Below are 24136 nucleotides of genomic sequence, written 5' to 3' on the forward strand. Positions count from 1 at the left end.
TCTTTTTTATATGTTAGAAAGAAACGTTGATTCCAAAAATCACAGTACGCGGCAACGGATATCCCCCGTTGTTATCTGCCTTCTCAGGTGAAAACAGGTGCTTCGCTTCCGTCAGATAGCCTAAGTTTTGTCCTGTCACAGACAATTCCACGTTACTTAGTTTAGCCTTTTGCACCCAAATGGACGGTAAACGGTAGGTAAGTGACAACTCGCGAAGTGCCAGATAATTACCATTATATACAAACATGGAAGAACTACGGCAATAGTTTCTCTTCCCCAGTTGATCCGCCCAAACGTAAGTAGGATATTTTGCGTTCGGATTATCCGGTGTCCAGGTGTCCTTCGTTTCTTGGATAGTATTGTAGGTACCTTGTGCACAAGCCATAATCCACATTGATTTCCAGTCTACAGCCTTAAAGCCCAAAGCGTAATCAAAACGTGCTGATAATGTCAAGTCTTTCCAGCTCACAGTAGTATTGAAACCTCCTGTCCATTTCGGTACCGTATTACCGACTTTCACCATATCATAATTGTCAATCACTCCATCTCCGTTGACATCTTTCCATTTCACATCACCCGGCTGAATAGGCAATGCATTCTCCTTTTGACTATCCGACAATTTATTATAGCCTTCCGCTCCTCCATACAAAGGTCGGCCGGTCGAACCATTATTACCGGAAGTAATATCAATCAATCCTGCCGGTATCTCATCCTGCGATTTATAGATACCTTCGGCAACAAACATGTACAAGTCGCCCGGGCGTTGTCCCTCTTGATAGCCGCCTACCCACATCTTCTCGTCACCATTACCGGTATATACCTGATATGCATCCTGCCGGTTACGTTCCAAGCTGTTGTCCGGTAAAGCTACGACCTTGTTCCTGTTGAGTGCACCGTTCCAGTTCAAATTCCATTTCCAGTCTTTCCGGTCAATGATACGGAAAGCCAGTTCAAACTCGAAACCTTGATTCTGGAACTTTCCATTATTGGAAACCACAGAACCGACTCCCGATGTGGAAGGTACGGTGATATTGGCATATTTATCACTAGTCAGACGATTATAATAAGTCAAATTGGCATTAATACGATTCTCGAGGAATCCCAAGTCAAGTCCGACTTCAAAAGTTCTGGATTTCTCCCACATCAAGTATGGATTAGGAATGCTCCCCAACAGGAATCCTGTAACACCATTATATGTGTTACTGCCATATGAGCCTTGTACAGTATAATTGCCTACAAAGTTCTTGTTGACATTACCGTTCAGACCGAAACTTGCACGTAATTTACCAAATGAAAGTATATCGCTTGTGTTTGCCATAAATTTTTCCTTGCTGAAAACCCAACCGGCAGATACACCGGGAAATACTCCCCAACGGTTTTCTTTAGCTAATTTTGAATATCCGTCTTTTCTGAGAACTAATGACAGCAAATATTTTGATTGATAATCGTAGTTCACACGCCCGAAGAAAGACATGATACGCTGGCGGGAATGCCAGGAGTCAATGGAGCGTTTTCCTTCTTCTTTTGTAGTATATTGTAAATCCATAAAGTCGTCGGTCGGAGCGCCCGAACCGGATGCATTGAAACCTTTGTTGTAAGAATCATAATACTCAAAACCGGCCATTGCATCCAGATAATGATCTTTGTTAATCTGATAATTATAATTCAATACAGCGTTATAAGTCTGATCCAACGTGCGGTCATAAGAGGCGGAAGTGCCGCGTGATGTAACCTTGTTACCCGGAGAACTCAAATAGTCTTTATTAAAACTTTCAACTTTCTCTTCCTGATAATACCAGATTGCGCCTAACTTTAGTGACAGCCCTTTCATAAAATCAATAGTAAAGGACTGGTTCATTGTAAATTTGTCTGTGTTTTGGTCACGGACAAATTTATCAAAATTATATTGTTGGTTACCGTCTCCCGAGTTAGGGCCCAGCAACATTTCCCCATCCGCATTATAGCCACGGAAAGTAGGCGGCAAGGACAAACAACGCGAGAAGTAATTGGCCTCGGCTGTCTGGGTGGCAGGCAGACCATTCCACGTAGCGTCTGCAAAGTTAAAACTGGAACTGGAAGTCAACCATTCTTTCAACTTATAATCAGCATTGAAGGTGAAAGTGATACGCTTGTACCAGTTACCGTATGCAGTACCGTCACTCTTATTATAACCTAGTCCGGCATAATAGCTTCCCTTCTCATTACCACCGCTTACACTCAAATTGTAATCTTGTGAAAACGCAGGAGTCTGCACGTTGAAATCCGCAATATTGGTGTTCTTGTAAATAAGTTTATCGCCGTATATAGGGGCAATCATCGTTTGCCAACCCTGATCGAGCAAAAATGCCAGGTTATCCGCATACTTCATTGTGCTCCAAATAGCAGAGGTTGTTTTGTTTCCATCCAAAGGAGTCACTCCGTCACTTGCAAAATAAGCATTACCTGTACCGTAAGGAGTGGCGCTAGTCAATCCGCTGAGAGAAGACCATGCTTTGACAGCATTTCCGTCCGGATGTTTCATATCGCCTGTATAAGCGTTCTTATATCCCATGCGCATCCAATAAATATAGTCTCCGGCATCAAGGAACTCATAAGAATTCTTGAAATAGTTCAAGCCGAACTTCGCTTTCAGGTTGACTTCCGCCCTACCGCTCTTTCCGCGTTTGGTGGTGACAAGAATCACACCGTCATTGGCACGGGCACCGTAAATAGCTGTTGCTCCGGCATCTTTCAGGACTTCCATTGATTCGATATCATCAGGGTTGATATCACTCAAAGAAGAACGCACCTGCCCGTCAATCAGGATAAGAGGAGAACCCGAACCGTCAAAGTTCGTACCACCACGAAGCACCAAAGTCGGGGTACTGCCCGGATTACCGGAAGTCTGGCTCACGGACAAACCCGCAACCGCTCCTGACAATGCTTGTCCCGGATTACTGTATAGTCCTTGTTTCAATGTCTCTTCCTTTACTTTGGAAATGGAGTTGGTTACTTTGGTACGCAACTGCTTTCCGCCATAACCAGTCACCACTACTTCATCCAGCATCTCCGAATCCTCTTTCAATTGAACTCGAACCGAAGTTTTTCCTTTGAGTTCGATGGTCTGCATCTGATATCCGACGTACGAAATTTTAATTTTTCCGTTCGGATTCATGTTTAATGTAAATTTACCGTCAAGGTCGGTAATAGTACCATTTGTAGTACCTACTTCGATTACACTCGCACCAATGATCGGCTCACCAGTGGCATCCGTCACCAACCCGCTAATAGATTTTGTTTGTGCCACAACTCCTATAGAGCTGAATAAGCACAACATCAGCAAAAGGATGTTTTTCTTCATTAGTATTACTTTTTAGTTAATAAATAAGGGTTAATTAAATATTTGCATAAGTTCAATAAGAACTAATGCTTTTGTAATACCATGGATTGTCAGAGTGAATCAGGACTTGGGGTTTTGAAAATACCGAAATATGAATTTAAAACCCGACTCTTTTGCTACCCGACCGGAGACACCGGATGCTTTCTTGTACACGTTTTATATAAGGTGTATTTTTGTATATGTATTATTCATATAGAAAATATTTTTATTAAATATTTTGGTGTTAATAAATAATATACATATATTTGCCCCGGTTTAGAATAGGAACTATAAATGTATACAAGTTATAGCCTATGAAACGAAATAAATATAAAAGGAATAATAAACTAAGTTCTTATTGAACTCATCCATTCTATATAAATCACAATACATTTATTTGAAATATATCACTTGTGAAGAAGCATCTACACTTATCAAATCTTACATTAATTCAATATGATAAGTGAAGATAGTACAGATAAGGCCGATTATTGGTATGGTAACAGATATTGCTGCCGAAATAGCCGTTGATAGGGATGTTGTAGAAGTGGGTACCACAAAAGATACAACTACTCTGATGCTTTTTGGGTTCAAATATCTGTCATCCTAACTACTGATTCGCATAAACAATAAAAATCTTAACAGTTAAATTAGGTTTGTTATTTCATTTGTATTATTTTTGTAAGGCTTTGTTTTTTGCAAAGTTCTTAGCAATAGAGATCTATTGAAGAAGTAATCGTTATTAAAAGACAAAACTAATATGAGCACTTTTCGTTCCATAGAAGAACTCGTCAAAAGTCTCGACCGGGAGAAAGAACTCCTGAAGGAAATGTTTTCAAAGCGGAAGTCTCTTTCGTTCCGTTATGATTATGCGCTTGAAATGACCGAGTACAAAGAAGAACGTATCCGTTATTTGATAGACTACGGAGTGATCCGGGATACCGGCGATTTTCTCGAAATGGAAGATATTTATCTGAAGTTTTTTGAAGATGTGCTCGAAGTGAATGAAGAAATCAATGTCTCTTTCGTACAGGATTACCTGACACGGCTGAATGAAAACATTGATTATTACTTGAAGGAAAATAACGAACAGCGCAAGTACAACTATCAACGGGAAGTGAAACGCTGCCTGAAAAATATAGCTCTGACTACCGTCCGTAACGTGATGGACTTGAAGCGGAATATGGATAACACCTATAAGAACGAACCTAATTACAAGATAAAGAAAACCAAACTCGTCCGGCTTGACGAGAAACGGAACAATATAGCCCTGTTGATTCGTAAAAGCGAGGAATTGATAGACTATGGACAGCCTACTTTCTTTCGAGTGGCGATGGATGTGCAGATGCGTAATGTGGTGAGTGACGTAAAACTCCAGTTGAATGACTCATACCATAACCTGATTGAAATCCAGAAGCAAATCATCCATTATCTGAACCTGATAGATTATCAGAACCGTATCCTTGAAAAAGTAAAGAAACTGAAGTACCTGAAAGACCAGTTCCTGTTGGAAGAACATACAAGCATCCGTTCTGTTGCCGCGCAAAAGAACCCTGTTTGGATGGAGCCGCAGGTCGGCTATCGTATCAAACTTTCCATTGATAATCTACGGACTTCCGACGAGGCTTTTCAGATATTGAAGAGACTTGTCGCCCGACAGAAGAATTCTCCGAAAGGAATGAAACAACTGGCAGATGCCATTCCGGAAGGATATCTGGATGGGCAGTCGCAAATGATAGATACCGTAAACCTGCAGGAAGTGCATAATTCATTTATGGCATCCAGCACCCATCTGTTCTCTTTTGTGATGAACTATCGCTACCGGAAAGAGGTGACACGTGGAGAGAAATTAATCTTTTTCTGCCAACTGGCATCACAGTATGCCGACGAACTTCGCTTTACGGATACTTATGAAATCTCCGACGAAGTGGAATACCCTATCATATATGCCAAATGACGTATGCTGAATACTAAAAACAGATGACCATGAAATACACTGAAGAGATATTTAATATACTTAGCAAAGGGGGATTCATTTCTTCTAACAGTGTCTCTACCCAAGTAAAACGCTTGTATGATGCCATTGAGGAAGATTTACCTGATTATTATGATTATTACAAAGGTATCGGCTTCTATCTGGAAGGCGGTGACGGTTATTACTACTTTACCCGCAAGGAATCGAAAGTCGATTTGGAACGTAAACTGGAGGCGATTCAGAAGTGGATTGATTACCTGAGTTTCCTGAAAACCTATCATTCGGCATTCGGCCCGGGATTCCTGTTCCGTGCCGCCGATATTGAGATTCAGATAGGATGCGATATCGAACTGAAAGAAAAGGCAACCAAACTGTTTTCGGATAAGAAGAAATATGATGAAGTAGTCGGCAAACTGCTGAAAGAACTGGAGAGCATAGGACTGATAGAGAAAGAAAACGAACTCGACGGGACATATAAAGTTTTGTCGGCTTTCCATTATATGGAAGACTTGGTTGATTGTATCACAATTTCAGAGGAGGTGCAAGATGAGATACCTGAATAAGATTATTTTTCTGAACAGTGCCCATATTCCTTATGCGGAAGTGAAATTGGATGGCAACGTACATTTTATAGGTACGCAAGGTGTCGGTAAGAGTACGCTGCTTCGTGCCATCCTTTTCTTTTATAATGCTGACAAGCTAAGACTGGGCATTCCGAAGGAGAAGAAAAGTTTCGATGCTTTTTACTTCCCGTACGCCAATTCTTATATAGTCTATGAAGTGATGCGTGAGAATGCCGCTTACTGTGTGGTGGCTGCCAAATCCCAAGGACGCGTATTTTTCCGTTTTATTGATGCGCCATTCCAACAGGACTGGTTCATTGACGAACACAATGTGGTATATTCCGAATGGGGACGTATCCGCGAACACATCGGCGCGAAGATTCAGATTACTGCACAGGTGACTAGCTATGAAATGTATCGGGACATCATCTTCGGTAATAACCGTAAGCATGAAATGATACCCTACCGCAAGTTTGCCATTGTGGAAAGTGCAAAATATCAGAATATTCCCCGTACCATACAGAACGTCTTTTTAAATTCCAAATTGGATGCCGATTTTATAAAAGATACCATTATCCGTTCGATGAGTGATGAGGATATCTCTGTCGATTTAGACTTCTATCGTAGCCAGATAAAGGAATTCGAGCAGGAATACAGGGACGTGATGCTTTGGTTTACAAAGAATAAGAATGGAGAAGTGCCTGTCCGGAAGATGGCGGAGAAAGTAATGAATGCCTATCGTGACTTGATTTATACCCAAAAGCAGATTGCTGAAGGGCGTGCGGAACTTAACTTTGCGGAGAAACGGGCTTTGCATGAGATTCCGCTGGTGAAGGAAGAACTGGCTAAAGCGGAGACGGAACGTGAACGGTTGCTGCGGCTTATGGGTGAACTGCAACAAAAGTACACCAAAGAGCGTGATGGCTTGATTACGGAGATAGGTGTAATAAACGACTTACTCAAAAAGATACGTGAGAAACGTCTGCATTACGAGCAGATGCAGATTGAAGAAATCATCAAACGGGTATCTTGCGAAGAACTGTTGATTCAGGAACTGGAACAAGTCCGGAGTATGAAATCGGAACTGACAAGGGCTTATGAGGACGTATTGAGTAAGTACCGGTTGCTGTTTGAGAAACTGGAAACAGATTTCCATACTTTTGAGAATAGTCAGCAGGCACGGATAAATGTCCGGAATGCGGAGATTGGCGGCAAGCAGGAAGAGCTGATGCAACAACTTCGTGTGGAAGAGGAAAAAGTAAGGACGACACAAGAAGAGAAAGTACAGACGGTGGATAATCGTATCCGGCAGTTGCGCGATGAACAGGCACAGTGTAACCTGAAACTTCAAAAGGTGAAATACGAGCATCCCCACCAAAAGGAAATGTCCGATTGTGAAGACGGCATCAACGAACTGCGCAAAAAGGACAAGGAACTGGAACTTGGCATCCGTCAGCAGCAAGGAGAAATAAAGCAGTTGAGACAGGAGTGTGAATGGAAAGTGAAAGAATTGAAATGGGAATTTCAGGCAAAGATGGAGTCTGTCCGCAAAGAGCGGAGCGCGATTGAAGAACAGGTGCAAACATTGGATGCCCTGATTGAGAAACGAAAAGGTTCGTTGTGCGAGTGGCTGGAGAAGAACAAACCGGATTGGCAGGAGACGATAGGCAAGGTGGCGGATGAGGAACTGGTGTTGTACAACAATGAACTGCAACCTCAATTAGTGAATAAGGAGTCTACTATGTTCGGCGTTTCACTTAATCTGGCAGCTATCGAGCGTCCTGTCCGCACTCCCGAAGAAATGAAGCAGGAACGTGACAGACAACAAGCAGCCCGGCAACTTTGTACCGACCGTCTCACTCGACTGACGGAAGAAGAGTGGGAAGCAGTTTCTTCTTTGGAGAAGAAGTATTCGAAGCAAATACATGGTATTCTGGAAGAACAACATCTGATGGAAGCCGAGCGAATGCAGATTCCTGCAAAATTGAAGAATTTGCAGGCTGATTACGCCTCATGGAAGACAAAGGAAGAGGAGTGGAAAAGAGGATGTACTGAAGAATTGAAGGCACAACTGGATGAAATCGGACACCGTCTCTATGTGGCGGAAGGAGAGAAGCAGAAGTATTTGGATGAACGGGAAAAACTGTTGAAAGCCTGCCGGAAAGTGTATAATGACAGCAGGACGGAACTCCGAAAGGAACTGGAGGAGTTTGTTGCCGGCGTTCAGCAAGAGGTAGACCGGATGAAACAACAGACTGCGGAGCGGGAAAAGGAGCTGAAACAGGCACAGGAGAATGAACTGAATGGAAAGGGGGCTGATACGGTCACTATCCGCAAGTATGACGACAGGCTTGCCGAAATAAATAAAGAATTGGAATTTATCAGCAAATCCCGTCCGCAAGTTCTTTATTATGAAAGAGACAAGGCGGAACTGTTTGATAAGGAACCTGCTACACGAAGCCGGAAGAAAGAACTGGATGCGAAGCTGGTTGCATTGGACGAACGTTTCGCTCTGAAGAAGGAGAAGTTGCAGCTTCAGAAAAAAGGGGCAGACGAGCATCTCGACCGGATTGGCAAGGAATTGCATCTGCTGGAGGACGGATTGAAAAAAGTGGATATGTTCCGGAAAGATGAAACTTTCTGTCCGCCTTCTGTGACGGAAATAGGAGAGAAGCCTACCCGGAAAAGTTGCGATGTTATAGTGGAAGAATTGAAGTCTCTCATCGTATCCACCATCAAAAAAACAGACGAATTCAAGAAAGCGGTGACGCAGTTCAATGGAAACTTCTCGTCAAAAAACACGTTCCATTTCCGTACGGAACTGGTTGGAGAACAGGATTACTATGATTTCGCTTCCAATCTGTGCGAGTTTGTGGATAATGATAAGATTTCCGATTATCAGAAACATATCAGTGAACGGTATACGGATATAATCCGCCGGATTTCGCAGGAAGTGGGAGGACTGACCCGTAATGAAAGCGAGATACACAGAACCATAAAGGATATCAACGATGATTTTGTCAAGCGGAATTTTGCCGGAGTAATCAAGGAAATAGCACTTCGTCCGCTTCAGAGCAGCGATAAACTGATGCAGTTATTGCTGGAAATTAAGAGGTTTTGTGATGAGAACCAATATAATATGGGAAAGGTTGACTTGTTCTCGCAGGCTTCCCGTGAAGATGTCAATGCAACGGCTGTCCGGCATTTGCTGTCGTTTATGAAATTCCTGCTCGACGAGCCGGGACGCAGACGGTTAGCGCTTGCCGATACATTCAAACTGGAGTTCCGCGTGAAAGAGAATGATAACGACACGGGATGGGTAGAGAAGATTGCCAACGTAGGTTCTGACGGCACGGACATTCTGGTGAAAGCAATGGTCAATATCATGCTGATTAATGTGTTCAAGGAAAAGGCGTCGCGTAAGTTCGGTGACTTTAAAATCCATTGCATGATGGATGAAATAGGCAAGTTACATCCCAACAATGTGAAAGGCATTCTGGATTTTGCCAATTGCCGGAATATATTGTTGGTAAACAGTTCTCCCACTACTTATAATGTGGAGGACTATCGATATACCTATTTGCTGAGTAAGGACGGGCGGTCAAATACACAGGTTGTCCCATTGTTGACCTATAATAAGATAGAAAAATGAGTGGTAGTTTATTTACATTGGCAATGGCGAGACAGATCCTGAAAATGCTGGGCGGTGAGCTCGTACCTTACACAAAGTTTGCTGGACTGATAGCGAATAGATTAATGGATGAGGGAATCATCACTATTGTTCCCCGAGGGAGTATGCGTAGTTTTCGTATGATTGACCCGGAAGGTTGCCGTATTTATCTTGCTCAGCATTATACTTCCGGCATGGAGCTGGAAGATTGGATTGAGATGAGGAACTGTCCGGATGAAGTATCACGTTCGGAGCAAGTGGCGAAGGCGGGGGACTCTAAACTGAGATATACCCGTACGTTCAAAGGTTTTCTTCTCAATTGTTATGAGCCTATAGAAGCAACTCTTCATGATGAACCATGTGTGCTTTCTCCCTTGCAAGGCACTTCCATCTTCATGCAGGATTACGAAGATTTCCGTATTCCTGAAGATGTTGTAGTAGTGGGTATAGAGAATGGAGAGAATTTCCAGCATATCCGTGCCCAAAAGTATTTGTTTGAAGGAATGAAAGTTCTTTTCGTATCCCGTTACCCGCAATCGAAGGATTTGTGTAATTGGCTAAAGATAATCCCCAACCGCTATATTCATTTCGGAGACATCGATTTGGCTGGCATTTCTATCTTTTTAAATGAATTCTATGTAAATTTGGGCAATCGTTCGGAATTTTTCATTCCTGCGGATGTGGAGAAACGCCTAAAGGACGGAAATCGGCAGCTTTATGATAATCAGTATTTGCGCTATAGGGCTATGTTGGTTTCTGACGAACGTTTAAGACCATTGGTGGCGATGATTCATAAATATGGGAAGGCGTATGAACAAGAAGGATATATAAAGTATTTCAAAAATGAGGATAGTTAAAAAAGAAGAAGAGGTGGTACTACCTGATGTGGACATCAAGCAATTGCTGTCATTCATTAATCCCCAGGAACTTTCTACATTTATCAGTGAATATGCCTCAACGAATCTGGAATTTAAGGCAGCGCTTTTGAAGCGTTTTATATTCAAGGAATCGTCTTCGACATCAAAGGGAAAAGATTATAGAATGGAGATTCAAAAGCTTTTTAATAGCTCCGGTGACAGTAAAAAGTCTCGTTATCATAATCGTTATAATGATTACAGTCGTGATTGGGAAACTGTTTTCAATCGAATGGATATTTTTCTGAAGAAAGCAGACTTCTTTTGAAGGATACTCATTCGGAACAGCTGATTGCTATGTATACTTCTTCGTTGAATGACTATGTCGAACGGAAAATGGGACGGAGGAATTATGAATTTATCGCACAAGTGTTACCGTGCATACATAAACTAAAGGGAGGACAGACCGCGGTGAAAAACATAGTAGCGGAATTTCGGATAAAATATAAACGCCGTCCGGCAATGATGGAAGTGTTGGAGAAATTTTGAAAAGACTTTATTATAAGTTTTTTTGTATCTCTGTTGTTTAGGGATGGCAAAGTTCGTACCTTTGTGAGGTTATAAATAAGATGAAATTGGGGAATTATATTCCTATGAATTAAAACGCCGTTCATTATTTGCGCTTTAGATTAGATTATTTGCATGGAAATTGCGAATAATCAAATCTAATATATGATTTATGGGCTTTATTATTATCTTTGTGGAAAAATAGATAATATGATAGCGGAAATAAAGTTCAAGAACATGTTCTCATTCAGAGATGAGGCTATATTAAGTTTTGAAGCTGATAGTAATAAAGATATGGAATCATATCACGTAGTCGAATTGGCTGAGGATGTGAGACTGTTGAAAATTGCTGTGGTTTATGGAGCAAATGCTTCCGGTAAAAGTAATATTATTAAGGTCTGTGATTATATTAAATCATTTATTACTTACACTCCGCTAAATAAAGCTGAACAAATTCAGGTGATTCCATTTCTTTTGGATAAAACCAGGCAGGGGCAATTGTCTGAATTTTCTATTTCATTTTATTTGATGAATGGAGAGAAAGCGACTCGTTATGTATATTCCGTTGCTTTGGACAGATCACATGTTGCAAAGGAGACTTTGATTTATTATCCAAGCCAGCAGCCGGCTTCTATCTTTGAAAGGAATACTGAAAATAATGTATCTGTTATCAAATTCGGGCAGAAAATCAAGGTTGCTCAAGCTGTTAATGAAGAGATAAACTTAAAATGTCTACATAATATGTCTGTTTTTGCTGCTTACATGCAGGTTAATACACATATTGCAGAAGTGGAAACAGTTCTTCAGTACTTGACAAATCAGGTGATGCCTGCCATCGTACCTACATCATCATTGAGCCGTTATGCCGAAGAATCGATTAAGGAAGAATCTGCAAAAGATTATATTTTGAGGTATTTACAGGAAGCGGATTTCAATATCTCCAATATTACATCCAAAGAGCAGGAAACGAAGAAAGGGTTGGTTAATTATACCATGTATCAACATAGGGTTTCTTCAGAGTATGGAAACAATGATTATTACGAGTTTCCTGAGTTGTTTGAGTCAGACGGTACTGTTCGTACGTTTGGTTTGGCTGCTCAAGTACAAAAGATTCTTGAGAGAAATGCTTTTCTTGCAGTCGATGAGATAGAATCCTCACTTCACCCCAAGTTGATAGAATATATTATTGAACATTTCCTGAAAGAATCCCAACAGGCTCAACTGTTGTTAACCACGCATTATGACGGGTTGTTGGGCGAAGAAGATTTGCTTAGAAAAGATAATATCTGGTTTACGGAAAAGAATACAGATGGATCAAGTGTGCTTTACCCTCTGACAGATTTCAAAGGATTGAACAGAATTAGTTCTCTTCAGAAGGCATATAAGTTCGGTAAATTCGGTGCAGTCCCTAACCTATAATCATGTAACTTTATGAGAAAAGTTAGAAAGAATACACCAACCAGACAGGTTATTCATATTGTTGGTGAAGGATTGACTGAATTATTCTATTTCAGCCATTTGAAGAAGTTGCTTGGTTATAGATACTCTATTTCTCCACGTCTGTTTGAAAACAATAGCATTGAGAAGATTGAAAAGAGAATCAAGGAACTTTTGGATGAAGACGTTTTTGTGATATGTGTTTTTGATGCCGATGTTAGCAGACGCTCCGATGCGGAAAACAGGAAAATGACAGCGCTCAAAAAGAAATACGAGAATAATGCCAATGTGATTTTGTGTGACAGTTTGCAATCAATAGAGTACTGGTTCTTGCTTCACTTTGAGGACACTTGCCGACATTTTCAAGATTCAGCTGCAACTGAAAGAACATTAAAGCAATATCTGCCAACATACGATAAGGCACGCAAGTATCTTGAAAAAGACAAATGGGTAAGAGATATGCTTGCAGACTCAAAGATGGATAAGGCATGTGAGCTGGCTGAAAAATATAAAGGTCGTGATTCTTATAGTGAGATTTATAAGGCAATCAAAAAAGTTAGCGAATAGGAAATTGGTTTTCAATAAGATTCAGTTCTTTTGCATCCACAATTGAATAAAAACATCTAAAAATATGTAATGCAACACAATTGAATGAACATATCAGTATATACATTATGGCACTATAAAATATTTTGTGTAAATGAGAAAACAGGATTCAGATGTTTCTTTTATTGTTTGGATTCTGTTTTAAATATAAGAATCAAATTAAAAAATACTTTATTATAAGTTTTTTTGTATCTCTGTTGCTAGGGTATGGTAAAGTTTGTACCTTTGTAAAGTTACAAATAAGAATGATAATGAAAAAGTCAATAAAACGTTTACCCAAACGGACACAGGAAGAATTGACCGTCTTGCTGGATTTAGTGCGTAAAAGCATCGGGAATTGTCAGATGGTTATCCTGTTCGGAAGTTATGCAAGGGGAAATTATGTTTTATGGGACAGTAATATAGAATTTGGTGTTCATACTTCCTATCAGAGTGATTATGATATTCTTGTCGTCATAACCGGACCTACTAAACAAGTGGAAGAAAAACTCTATCGTATTACTAATAAATATCATGACTTATTTGCAAACCGCCGTCATGCATTCCCACAATTTATAGTAGAGCATATTAATACAGTAAACCGTAACTTGGAAGTCAGCCAGTATTTCTTTACGGATATAGTAAAGGAGGGCATTATGCTTTATAATAGTGGCAAACACGAATTGGCTAAACCACGGAAGTTGAGTTTTAAGGAAATTCGGGATATTGCGCAAAAAGAATTTGATGAATTATATCCATATGCTTGCGGGCTTTTGGAAGGAGTGAATGAATTTTATTTGCCTAAGAAACAAAATAAAATTTCTGCATTTCTGCTTCACCAGACATGTGAGAAACTTTATAATTGTATTCTGATGGTCTTTACGAACTATCGTCCGAAGAGTCATAAAATCAAAGAACTTGGTGGGATGGTAAAGCGTTTTTCTATGGACTTGACTACTGTCTTCCCTCAAAATACAGATACAGAGAAAGAATGCTTTGATTTATTGTGTCGTTCTTACATAGAAGCTCGCTATAACAAAGATTTCAGTATTTCACAAGAACAACTGGAATACCTTATTTCCCGTGTAGATATTCTGAAAGATATTACTGAACGCTTGTGCAAGGAGAAAATTGCGGAATATGATATGATGGCGGAATAATTGTTCTCTGTGAAATAAGTTGGTGTCACATTTATAACTTGAACTTAGGATTCAGCATCCTATGAAATAAAAAACAAAATATATCTGTCATCTGTCACAGATTATAATCTAACTTGCAGATTATAAGTACTTAACGCTGTGACAGCACAAGGTGACAGCAGTGTGATAGCAATAATGCTGTCACATAGAAAACAAAGACAAAATAAAGACGCTGTTCGAAAATGAATAGTATCAGCCATATATGGATAAGTCGTTCAATTTATTATCCCCGTACTAATGAGTTGTGTCCTGCCTTGAAACCAACAGTTTCAAGGTGCGAAACTTTAGTTTCTGCGGTTTGAAACTTTAGTTTCATACGCTTGAAACTCTAGTTCCAATTGCTTGAAACCATTGGTTTCTTGCCGATGAAACTATAGTTTCTCCTAGCTGAAACTTTAGTTTCAAGCAGAGAAAAACTAATTTCTTCGTAATAGAGTGGTGACAATCCCATTTCTATCAGTTAAAGACCCACTTGATATATCAATAATTTTTTATATTAAAAACTTGTTTTCCTTGCCGGTTTCGGATATTATGACTACTTTAGCAGTCTCAACGATCACAAAGACGCTGACAAAACAATTTATTATCAAATTAATGAAAATTACTCAATTTCGTAAGAACGAAGATACGACAGCGCTCAGCGTAATGGATCTTGATATACTTGTAAATAAGATAAAGACAGAAATAAAATCCCGTCCTGTTTCTACATTCAGAGAGCATCTGCGATATACCCTTTCTGACGAACGGTGTATGTTTGCCGATAAACTTCCTCAAATAATTCCCGCCGCCGAATTCCGAAAAGTAAACGGTCAGAAACAGATGAAAAGCTACAACGGTATTGTAGAACTGACCATCGGCCCCTTGTCCAATAAGTCGGAAATAGCATTAGTGAAACAAAAAGCCTGCGAGCAACCCCAAACCCGTTGTGCTTTCATGGGTTCAAGTGGCAAAACGGTGAAAATATGGACTACCTTCACCCGGCCGGACAACTCCCTTCCCAAAACACGGGAAGAAGCGGAACTATTCCACGCTCACGCCTATCGACTGGCTGTGAAATGTTATCAGCCCCAAATCCCGTTTGATATACTTCCCAAAGAACCGACTCTGGAACAATATTCGCGCTTATCCCACGACCCGGACATCATCTACCGTCCGGATTCAGTCCAGTTTTATCTCTCCCAACCGTCATCAATGCCCGAAGAAACCACTTTCCGGGAAGCGGTTCAAGCAGAGAAATCTCCATTGACCCGTGCCGTACCGGGATATGATGCGGAAAATGCCTTCCTGATGCTTTTCGAAGCCGCTTTACGGAAAGCATATGCCGATCTCAGGGAAGTGGGACTTGAATTGCGCGAAGACACATGGCATCCTTTAGTCGTCCAACTGGCTAAAAACTGTTTTGCTTCGGGACTTCTGCAAGAAGAAGTCGTGAAACGTACCGTTTTCCACTTCTATATGTATAAACAGGAAGCGCTTATCCGTCAAATGATTGGCAATATATATACCGAGTGCAAAGGTTTCGGCAAGAATATCAGCCTGAGTAAAGAGCAACAACTCGCCTTACAGACCGAAGAATTCATGAAACGCCGCTATGAATTCCGCCATAACACCCAAATCGGCGAGGTGGAATATCGTGAAAGGCTTTCTTTCCGTTTCCGCTTCAATCCTCTCGACAAACGTGCACTGAACAGCATTGCCCTGGATGCGCAAATGGAAGGTATTCCGTTGTGGGACAGGGATATAAGCCGTTATATCTACTCCAACCGCGTACCTGTATTCAACCCGTTGGAAGATTTTCTCTACCGGCTTCCGGTATGGGACGGCAAAGATCGTATCCGTGCATTGGCAGCCACCGTTCCCTGTAAGAATCCGTATTGGATGGATTTGTTCCACCGTTGGTTCCTCAATATGGTTTCTCATTGGAAAGGAAGTAATAAAAAGTATGCAAACAGTGTTTCGCCCTTACTCGTCGGACCGCAAGGGACACGCAAATCCACCTTTTGCCGGAGCATAATGCCACCTTCCGAACGTTCCTACTATACCGACAGCATTGATTTCTCCCGAAAGAAAGATGCCGAACTTTACCTCAATCGTTTTGCACTTATCAATATTGATGAATTTGACCAGGTGAGTTCGACGCAACAAGGCTTCCTGAAACATATTCTGCAAAAGCCTGTATTGAATGTGAAGAAACCTCATGGCAGTGCCGTGCTCGAAATGCGCCGTTATGCCTCATTCATAGCCACAAGTAATCAGAAAGACCTGTTGACCGACCCTTCCGGCAGCCGTCGTTTTATTTGCATCGAAGTGACCGGAGTGATTGATACCAACCGTCCGATAGACTATGAGCAGCTTTACGCACAAGCCATGTACGAATTGGAGCATGGCGAACGTTATTGGTTCGACCAGGAGGAAGAAAAGATTATGGTGGAAAACAACCGTGAATTTGAACTAGTTCCGCCGGAAGAACAACTTTTCTTCCGTTATTTCCGTGCTGCACAGTCTGAGGAAGGGGAGTGGCTGTCTCCGGCAGAGATTATGGAAGATATTCAAAAAGGCAGTTCAATCCCGATGTCTGTCAAAAGGGTCAATTCCTTCGGAAGAATATTGAAAAAGCAAGAAATCCCTTCCAAACATACGCGTAGCGGTACACTCTATCATGTTGTAAGATTAATAACAAGGTGACGGCAAGAATGCCATCACCCTGCCGTCACCTCTTGCTGTCACAGTCTTATCGGTTCATTACTAAACTATTAACCCCTAAACTGTGACAGATGACAGCAACTCACCAAATATATTCTTCTGTGTAACGTTGGTAAGTTGGTTCTTCTTTTATTCCTTTATTACGGAATAGTTGTCTGATGTAGGCTTGGTCTTTAGGCATAAGCCCCCGTTCTCCGCGATAAAACCTGTAATATCCTGTTTTCCCATAGTGCCCCACCAATTGTATTCTGATACTGACCGCATCCTCATAAGGGATTCTGTCGAGCAACCGTTTAAGTCCCCACGCCACATGAACTTTGACGGCAGTCTTGAAACATTCGCATTGGTTCCCATCCGCAGGATAACGTGCCGGATTAACGATGGAGATATAAAGATAGTCTGCTATTTTATCTTGCGTAACTACGTGGCGTAAGCATTTCGAGGCTTGCGGACATTGGTCGTTGAAACACCGGGAAAAATTGTAGGGGACAGACGGGCTGTCGGATTCTTCTTTCATCTTGTAGGGTTTATTTTATTTGTGAGATATTATTGTTAATACGTTAATTTACGGGAAAATATTCTTCACAAAAGTAGGGCTTTATTTTGGGAATGGAAAACGTTTGGACAAATATTACTGATATGCAAGAAGTCCTTTTCAAAATTTGTGTAAATAGAAACAGGATTCAGCTATAATTTTGTTTATATTTGAATCCTGTTTTTTTATATTCTAAAATCTTAATTTATTCCTCTTGCTCTTTTTGAACTTCTAGTTGAATGGTTAATTCGGATTCAGCTATATCGCACTTTTCAAATAAATATCGTAGACAACGAAGTTTGTTCTTGTTATCCATTGAGGTCCATAAGTATTTGCCATTAGAAATTTTTGTGCAATATTGTTCATTATCGCCTGGTGTTTTCCAAAAATAGCTTCCTGCATCATACAGTGATTCCACTATGTCTGGATACTTGTCAGATAAAATATTCACGATACGTAATAACATGCTTTTCCATGTTGTCTCAGTGTACGTCTGCCCAAATAGTGTGAATCCACGTAGTAATCTATTAGCTGGATTAAATGTTTCATCTTCAAGACTAATTTCATCAATAGGCTTAGGAATTGGCTTGAATTCTGTTTTTGGCTGAGGATATAAACTCATAAAAATGTCAACTATTTCTTGACCACGATTAATAAGTTCAGCCTCTGTCCACTGATTACATTCTGTTACTCCACGTGTAAGACGATATATGGAATCTTTATAGCCTGGATATTTTGTTCCGCTCTTCATTTTACCGTCACGTTTAGTAATAAATGAGTTATTACTAAGTTCACTATTGATTCCAGTCAAAGTCAGGTTTGCAAAGGTATGAAGGTATTTCTCTTTTAGAGTTTCATATTCGTTGCCAAGCATCTGGCGCCATTCGTCATTAAGTGTTTGTGGCATAATATGTTCAATGCTTGCATTTTTTTTATTCATTTGATTAGCAACGTCATTGTACTCACCAGAAATAGCATTTTCGAGGCGTTCAAATAAAAATACTTGGAAAGGCTTTGGCATGTGATAGGCGTCACGAGTCTTGATGGCTTCAATAAATTGTGTGTCACGAGGCAACTGATAGTTACCATCTCTTCTCATAATGTGGTATGTTAAAATTTCGGCGTATCTGTACGGACAAACTATACTGGCATCTTTATATTCTTCATAACTTTTCAATACATCTTTGTGTAGAGCGCAGAATACTTGTGTCAAAGCATTACCGGGAATATTGCATACAATACGTCTTGCCATAAAGTTTTCTATTAGGTCAATCACATTATAGATTTCCGACTCTGATAGTTCTTTATCTTCGGCATATTTTAAAAATGGAATGAAAAACACGTTAAAAACATCTGTTTGGATGTTACATATTTGTCGCATTTTCTTTGATAGTTTTTCGGTAGATAGTTGTGCATTAGTCGCTTGATAATAGAATTTTGCATAGTCCAACATCTTAGCTAGCTCAACCTTCCTATCACGCTCCTCCATGTACTTTTTCCATTCAAAGTATAATAGATTTATACGTGGCGGACGTTGGAGCTGTTGAATTATAGTTAGATAGTCTCTTAGGAACATTGTAGGCTCATTCCCTGTTGACAGTTCAATCTTTTGCCAGTATTTTTTGAAATATTCTTGTTGCTCCTCTCTCGATAGTGACATTAGGAGATAATTCCTAATTTTGTCTGCTTCTGTCAGAGCAAGGCCAGTTGAGTTCAAACTTTCGAAGATAAGTTGTGCATCATCGTTTGATTCCAACTCAATAGAAATTATTTGAAGTTTTTCGATTGCATTCAGCAATTCATCAAAAGTGAAAGGTCGATTTCCTTTTGTGAGTAATTCATAGAAATGAATGTAGTTATTGCTAATTTTAGAGTCCGTCACAAACTTTGTCGGGTCGCCAGCAAATACTTTATCGTAAGCCTCCATATCCCTTTCTATAGGGACAAGTTTATATTTCCTTTCAGATGCACAATATTTTGCCATTAGGAAAATTTCTGTGGCTTCATCTATTTTACAAATGTCACTTATCTCCATTTCTCCTTTTTCTGAAGCATGTATCGCTGCTAAAAGAAGAATAGAAATGGTTGTAATGCGTTGTTGGCCATCTATAACAAGCCTGTTATTCCCTATTGAATCAGCTACTCCTGTTACAATAGATCCGAAGAAATGGTTTCTTTCGGAATGGACTAGCTTTTTCAGATCGTTAAACAACTGATCGCAATTTTCTTTTTTCCAGTCATAGTTCCTTTGATATACAGGAATAATTAATTGCATTTTATTTCCTTCAATATATTTACTGAGAGGTATTTCATGTCCTTTCATCTGTTATTCAATTAAATTTTTAAAAGTCATTGATTTTTTTATTATATCCTTCTTGTATTTCATCAGCAGCTATTGAGTAGTAACTTGGTTGAAAGTTATACTTTTGTGTATCTTCATTGATAGGGTATTCCTCAGAATCATTATCACTCCATTGCTCACATTGATGGATAACTGTTTCCAGTGCATTTTCAGCTTCTTCTGGTGGATATTTGTATTTTTTCAGAAGTCTTTTTATCATACGACGCATCCCTGCTCTGGCGGATTCTTTCTTCTGCCAGTCGATTGTACGATTTTTGCGTAGGGCGTCTGTTAACTCCTTTGTCATCGCAACTAGTTGTTCGTTCGTATATATATCTTGTACTGCTCTCGGTTTGGTCAAAGCATCGTAAAATGATTTTTCTTCTGCAGTAAGTCCTAATTCATTGCCTTGATTTTCTGATTCCGAGATTTCTGCAGCAAGCTTTAATAACTCTTGAATGACTTCTTCATTAGTAAGTAATCCTTTCAAATAGTTAGATAATGCTCTGTTTAATAAATCAGAAAACTTTTCCGCTTGAACTAAATTAGTTTTTTGATATATGGTAACTCTTTCCGCCAAAAGTTTCTTTAATAGCTCTATTGCTATATTTTTCTCTTTCATTTTGGATATTTCTTCCAAGAATGCTGCGTCAAAAATGGAGAATTCGGCTTTTACATCCGAGAATAAATTGATTACACCTTCACTTTTTACACTTTGTTTGATAAGTTCGCCAATACGGGCGTTTATTTCTTTTTTGGAAACTTTACCTTTGCCTGTCATTCTGGATAGTAATATTCGTACTGTCTCAAAAAAAGCTGCTTCATAGCGTTGTTGCTCATTAAGCAGGCTACGGCATAATGTGATTGAACTATGTAATAGGGACGATTCCTTTTGGAATAGTTGCATTTTATCATTCTTATTACTGTCCATGAGGAAGTTGACTCCACCTTTGATAATTTGTGCACGATCGTTATCTGTGCCGGATTGGAAGTTGCTATAATCAAAACCGTGGAAGATATCTCGGCAAACTTCCAATTTCTCTTGAAACTTAATAAGAGCAGTTTTTTTGATATCGGGATTGCCGAATCTTTTTTGATCTCGTACTGTATAATCGTGCATTGCTTGTTTCAATGCTTTGGCTATCCCGATATAGTCGACAACAAGACCACCAGCTTTATCATTAAAGACGCGGTTCACACGAGCTATTGCTTGCATGAGATTGTGCCCACTCATTGGCTTATAGACATACATTGTCGCTAGAGATGGTACGTCAAAGCCTGTAAGCCACATATCTACGACTATGGCTATTTTCATAGGGTCATTGTTGTCTTTGAATTTCTTGGCAAGTTCTTTCTTGTATTGTTTGTTGCCAATAATGTCATGCCACTCTTCCGGATCTTTATTGCTGCCTGTCATTACCACCTTCACTTTATCAGTCCAGTCGGGGCGAAGTTCTAAGATTCTATGATAGATACTCATTGCGATAGGGCGGGAATAAGCGACGATCATTGCTTTTCCTGTTAATTCAAATTGCCTGTTTTCTTCGTAATGATTTATAATATCTTTGCACAGTGAATCTATGGTAGCAGGTGCGCCAAGTATCTCTTCAAGGTGCGACATTTGTTTTTTACTCTTTTCTATCTGTTCTTCAGTAGCACCTTCCGACGCAAGTATTTCATATTCGTCATCTATTGCTTTTAATGTATCTTTGTCAAGATTTAGGTTGATGACACGAGATTCATAGTACACAGGGCAAGTTGCACCATCGGATACTGCTTGTGTCATATCGTAGATGTCGATATAGTCGCCGAACACTTCTGTTGTATCTCGATCTTTAGTAGAAATGGGTGTTCCTGTGAAACCTATAAAGGACGCATTGGGTAATGAATTATGTATAATTCTTGCAGTACCGATTGATATTTTTCCAGTTTCTTCGTTTACTTTTTCTTCAAATCCATATTGTCCTCGATGTGCTTCATCGGTCATGACTACAATATTTCGTCTTAGAGAAAGAGGTTCGTCAGATTCTTCAAACTTCTGCATTGTAGTGAAGATTATTCCATTGGCTTCTCGTCCGGCTAATAGTGATTTTAAATCTTCCCGACTTTTAGCTTGTGCGGGTATTTGGCGCAAGAATTGTTGGCATTTGGAGAATTGAGTATAGAGTTGATCGTCCAAATCATTCCGGTCGGTAATGACTACAATAGTTGGTTGGCTTAATTCATCCTGAAGAAGATGAGCGTAAAATACCATTGATAGTGATTTTCCGCTTCCTTGCGTATGCCAGAAGACTCCGATTTTTCCGTCACCTTGTGTTGCCCTTTTAGTTCGTTCTACTGCTTTCTTCACAGCAAAATATTGGTGATAGGCGGCTAAAATCTTTGCAGCACCTGATTCTTCTTTAGAAAAACAAATGAAATTCTTGATAATGTCAATGAAACGTTCTTTTATGAATATTCCTTCAAAAAAGGTATCATAATCAATAAACTGGGAACTTTCATATTTCCCGTCTTTGGTTTTCCATTCCATATAACGGTCTTCATTGCTGGTGATTGTTCCCGCTTTTGAGCAAGCCATGTCACTCATAACGCAAAAGACATTATATACGAAAAGTGAGGGAATTTCTTTCATGTAATTACGTAACTGAAGATAGGCTTCAGATACATTTGTTTCTTCTCTTGATGGAGATTTTAACTCAATCACAACGAGTGGCAAACCATTGACAAATAGAATAATATCAGCACGTTTTTCTGAATTTTCAACGAACGTCCATTGATTAATAACTTTAAAGTCATTACGCTTGATGTTTTTGTCATTGTAATCTATCAGGTAGATGATGTCGTTACGTTGTTCTTTTCCGTCGAAAAAAGAGACCTCGATTCCATGTTGAAGATAGTCCATGAAAAGCTCATTCCTCTGTGGCAGGCTACCTATTTCGATATCTTTTAGTTTAGATATGGCTTCGTCAATTGCCGGGCGAGGTTTTCCATAATTGATAGTGGTTAAGCTTTCAATTAATTGTTCTTCATAAAAAGGTACATAATAGTCTCGTTCAATATTGGGACCATATTGATGCTGATAGCCTAAGTTCTCGAAGAGAGCTATCAATGCTTTTTCATAACTACCTTCTGTAAATGACATATTTTCGTTCTTTTTCTAAGTTATCTAAATATGAAAAATATATTTCTTTGTATGCTTGATAGTCTTGTTTATATAATGCTTCGGAAGCAGATAAAATAACTCCACCTAATTCCAGAGGATTTTCTTCGTCAAACAGTTCGTTGAATTCTTGGCAGTCTTCATAATGTATGCGTGAGTCTCTTTTACTTGCATGATTTATGTAATAATGTATAATAAACCCACCTAACACATCTGTTATTTTGTATGCCAGTAAGGACATTGTTGTACTCATTGAGACATGGTTAATGTCTTGACCGTGAGACGCAAATCCGGAAATATTTCTTATTTCCGCTAGTTTTTGGGAGACTGACGCTATTCTCCTGACGAGTTCACATAAATCATCTTTATAGCATTCATTTGTATCTATCAGACAATTTATTGTTTGCTTTACCAAAGCTTGAAATTGCCCATAGTTGTCGTGTTCGATATTTTGATTAGTAAGTATTGTTTTGCAAATGCTTTCAACTAAACTCTTACAGGTTTCTATACATAATGCAGGATTCGTTTCAACTGTCTTTTCGATGGTTGAAATGTGAGTCTCAAAGTAGTTGAAACTCGGTGTTTGGTTAATATATTTTCGAATCCAAAGCATAGTGAATATTAGGCGATTAATTTTAAATTATCATTTATCCGGCGGTTCAGCTCGATTTTATCGTCTATTGAAGATAAGATATCTATAACATCTTTTTGATATTTCAAGGGTGGTAAGGCAATTGATATATCCATTATATTTTTGATAGGTAGTTTAGGTTGAGCAGCACCTACAATGCCTTTTTTGATTTCATTTTGTCCAAAATCTGAATTTAAATAGTAATAAATATAGTTTTGTGTTACTAGGTTATCTGATACAATCTTGACACAATTTTCTGTTAAATTAGCACCGTCTAAACTCTTTCCGACTATTGACACTAATCCTAAAGTATTTCCGACAATAGCCAAAATAATATCGTTTTGTTTTACTATATATCTTTGAATGGATTTTTGTGTTACATCATCCACATATTCGAAATCACCATTCAATTCCATTATTTTATTAACATACATATCTCTTATCCGTATGTATGGATGACTATTGGGAATAGAAATTAATTCAATGCCTTTAGGTAATCTTTTACCTCCTTTTATGACTGCTATTTCCCCCAGTTTATATTTCTTCCACTCTTCCATA

General features: G+C 39.4%; 15 protein-coding genes and 1 pseudogene. 10 read left to right on the forward strand and 6 right to left on the reverse strand.

Going from position 1 to position 24136, the window contains the following annotated elements; all coding sequences use genetic code 11:
* Nucleotides 1-13 precede the first annotated feature (13 nt).
* Nucleotides 14-3340: a SusC/RagA family TonB-linked outer membrane protein gene (locus BQ7997_RS21440; protein WP_073347975.1), complete on the reverse strand. Its 3327-nt coding sequence runs from the start codon at nucleotides 3338-3340 to the stop codon at nucleotides 14-16.
* A 778-nt stretch (nucleotides 3341-4118) separates the two neighbouring features.
* On the opposite strand from BQ7997_RS21440, the gene BQ7997_RS21445 reads away from it, so the two are divergent.
* From BQ7997_RS21445 to BQ7997_RS21490, 10 genes and pseudogenes are all read left to right on the forward strand, one after another.
* Nucleotides 4119-5315 carry a hypothetical protein gene (locus tag BQ7997_RS21445; protein WP_073347976.1) on the forward strand — a complete coding sequence of 399 codons (1197 nt, stop codon included), beginning with the start codon at nucleotides 4119-4121 and terminating at the stop codon, nucleotides 5313-5315.
* A 29-nt stretch (nucleotides 5316-5344) separates the two neighbouring features.
* Entirely contained in the window at nucleotides 5345-5896 is a 552-nt protein-coding gene (locus tag BQ7997_RS21450) for a condensin complex protein MksE (RefSeq protein WP_004308256.1), read from the forward strand.
* The gene (locus tag BQ7997_RS21455; RefSeq protein WP_073347977.1) at nucleotides 5880-9548 is read left to right on the forward strand and encodes an ATP-binding protein; all 3669 of its coding nucleotides are present in this window, start codon (nucleotides 5880-5882) and stop codon (nucleotides 9546-9548) included. The genes BQ7997_RS21450 and BQ7997_RS21455 overlap by 17 nt, the downstream gene beginning before the upstream one ends.
* Nucleotides 9545-10423 (forward strand): DUF7281 domain-containing protein, encoded by an 879-nt coding sequence (locus tag BQ7997_RS21460; protein WP_073347978.1) that lies wholly within the window; start codon nucleotides 9545-9547, stop codon nucleotides 10421-10423. Before BQ7997_RS21455 ends, BQ7997_RS21460 begins: the two co-directional genes overlap by 4 nt.
* A pseudogene (locus BQ7997_RS26185) lies at nucleotides 10404-10745 on the forward strand (SWIM zinc finger family protein); the annotation flags it as partial. The gene BQ7997_RS21460 and the pseudogene BQ7997_RS26185, both read left to right, overlap by 20 nt.
* Nucleotides 10745-10969 carry a hypothetical protein gene (locus BQ7997_RS26190; RefSeq protein WP_073347980.1) on the forward strand — a complete coding sequence of 75 codons (225 nt, stop codon included), beginning with the start codon at nucleotides 10745-10747 and terminating at the stop codon, nucleotides 10967-10969. The pseudogene BQ7997_RS26185 and the gene BQ7997_RS26190, both read left to right, overlap by 1 nt.
* 228 nt (nucleotides 10970-11197) lie before the next feature.
* Entirely contained in the window at nucleotides 11198-12406 is a 1209-nt protein-coding gene (locus BQ7997_RS21475; RefSeq protein ID WP_073347981.1) for an AAA family ATPase, read from the forward strand.
* 12 nt (nucleotides 12407-12418) lie between these two features.
* Nucleotides 12419-12991 (forward strand): RloB family protein, encoded by a 573-nt coding sequence (locus BQ7997_RS21480; protein WP_073347982.1) that lies wholly within the window; start codon nucleotides 12419-12421, stop codon nucleotides 12989-12991.
* Nucleotides 12992-13281: 290 nt separating this feature from the next.
* Nucleotides 13282-14169 carry a HEPN domain-containing protein gene (locus tag BQ7997_RS21485; protein WP_073347983.1) on the forward strand — a complete coding sequence of 296 codons (888 nt, stop codon included), beginning with the start codon at nucleotides 13282-13284 and terminating at the stop codon, nucleotides 14167-14169.
* Between the two features lie 633 nt (nucleotides 14170-14802).
* Nucleotides 14803-16893, forward strand: a complete 2091-nt coding sequence (locus BQ7997_RS21490; RefSeq protein ID WP_073348501.1) for a BT4734/BF3469 family protein — start codon at nucleotides 14803-14805, stop codon at nucleotides 16891-16893.
* Nucleotides 16894-16993: 100 nt separating this feature from the next.
* On the opposite strand, the gene BQ7997_RS21495 is transcribed toward BQ7997_RS21490, so the two are convergent.
* From BQ7997_RS21495 to BQ7997_RS21515, 5 genes are all read right to left on the reverse strand, one after another.
* The gene (locus tag BQ7997_RS21495; protein ID WP_008021146.1) at nucleotides 16994-17428 is read right to left on the reverse strand and encodes a DUF6078 family protein; all 435 of its coding nucleotides are present in this window, start codon (nucleotides 17426-17428) and stop codon (nucleotides 16994-16996) included.
* 223 nt (nucleotides 17429-17651) lie between these two features.
* A complete protein-coding gene (locus BQ7997_RS21500; protein ID WP_073347984.1) occupies nucleotides 17652-19769 on the reverse strand; it encodes a DUF262 domain-containing protein in 2118 nt (705 codons plus the stop codon).
* Nucleotides 19770-19788: 19 nt separating this feature from the next.
* Nucleotides 19789-22929, reverse strand: coding sequence for a type I restriction endonuclease subunit R (locus BQ7997_RS21505; RefSeq protein ID WP_073347985.1), 3141 nt, complete (start codon nucleotides 22927-22929; stop codon nucleotides 19789-19791).
* Nucleotides 22910-23560: an abortive infection family protein gene (locus tag BQ7997_RS21510; protein WP_073347986.1), complete on the reverse strand. Its 651-nt coding sequence runs from the start codon at nucleotides 23558-23560 to the stop codon at nucleotides 22910-22912. The genes BQ7997_RS21505 and BQ7997_RS21510 overlap by 20 nt, the downstream gene beginning before the upstream one ends.
* Nucleotides 23561-23568: 8 nt before the next feature.
* Nucleotides 23569-24135, reverse strand: a complete 567-nt coding sequence (locus BQ7997_RS21515) for a restriction endonuclease subunit S (RefSeq protein ID WP_073347987.1) — start codon at nucleotides 24133-24135, stop codon at nucleotides 23569-23571.
* Nucleotide 24136: the final 1 nt, after the last annotated feature.

The sequence above is a fragment of the Bacteroides congonensis genome (genome assembly GCF_900130125.1).
Lineage (GTDB): Bacteria > Bacteroidota > Bacteroidia > Bacteroidales > Bacteroidaceae > Bacteroides > Bacteroides congonensis.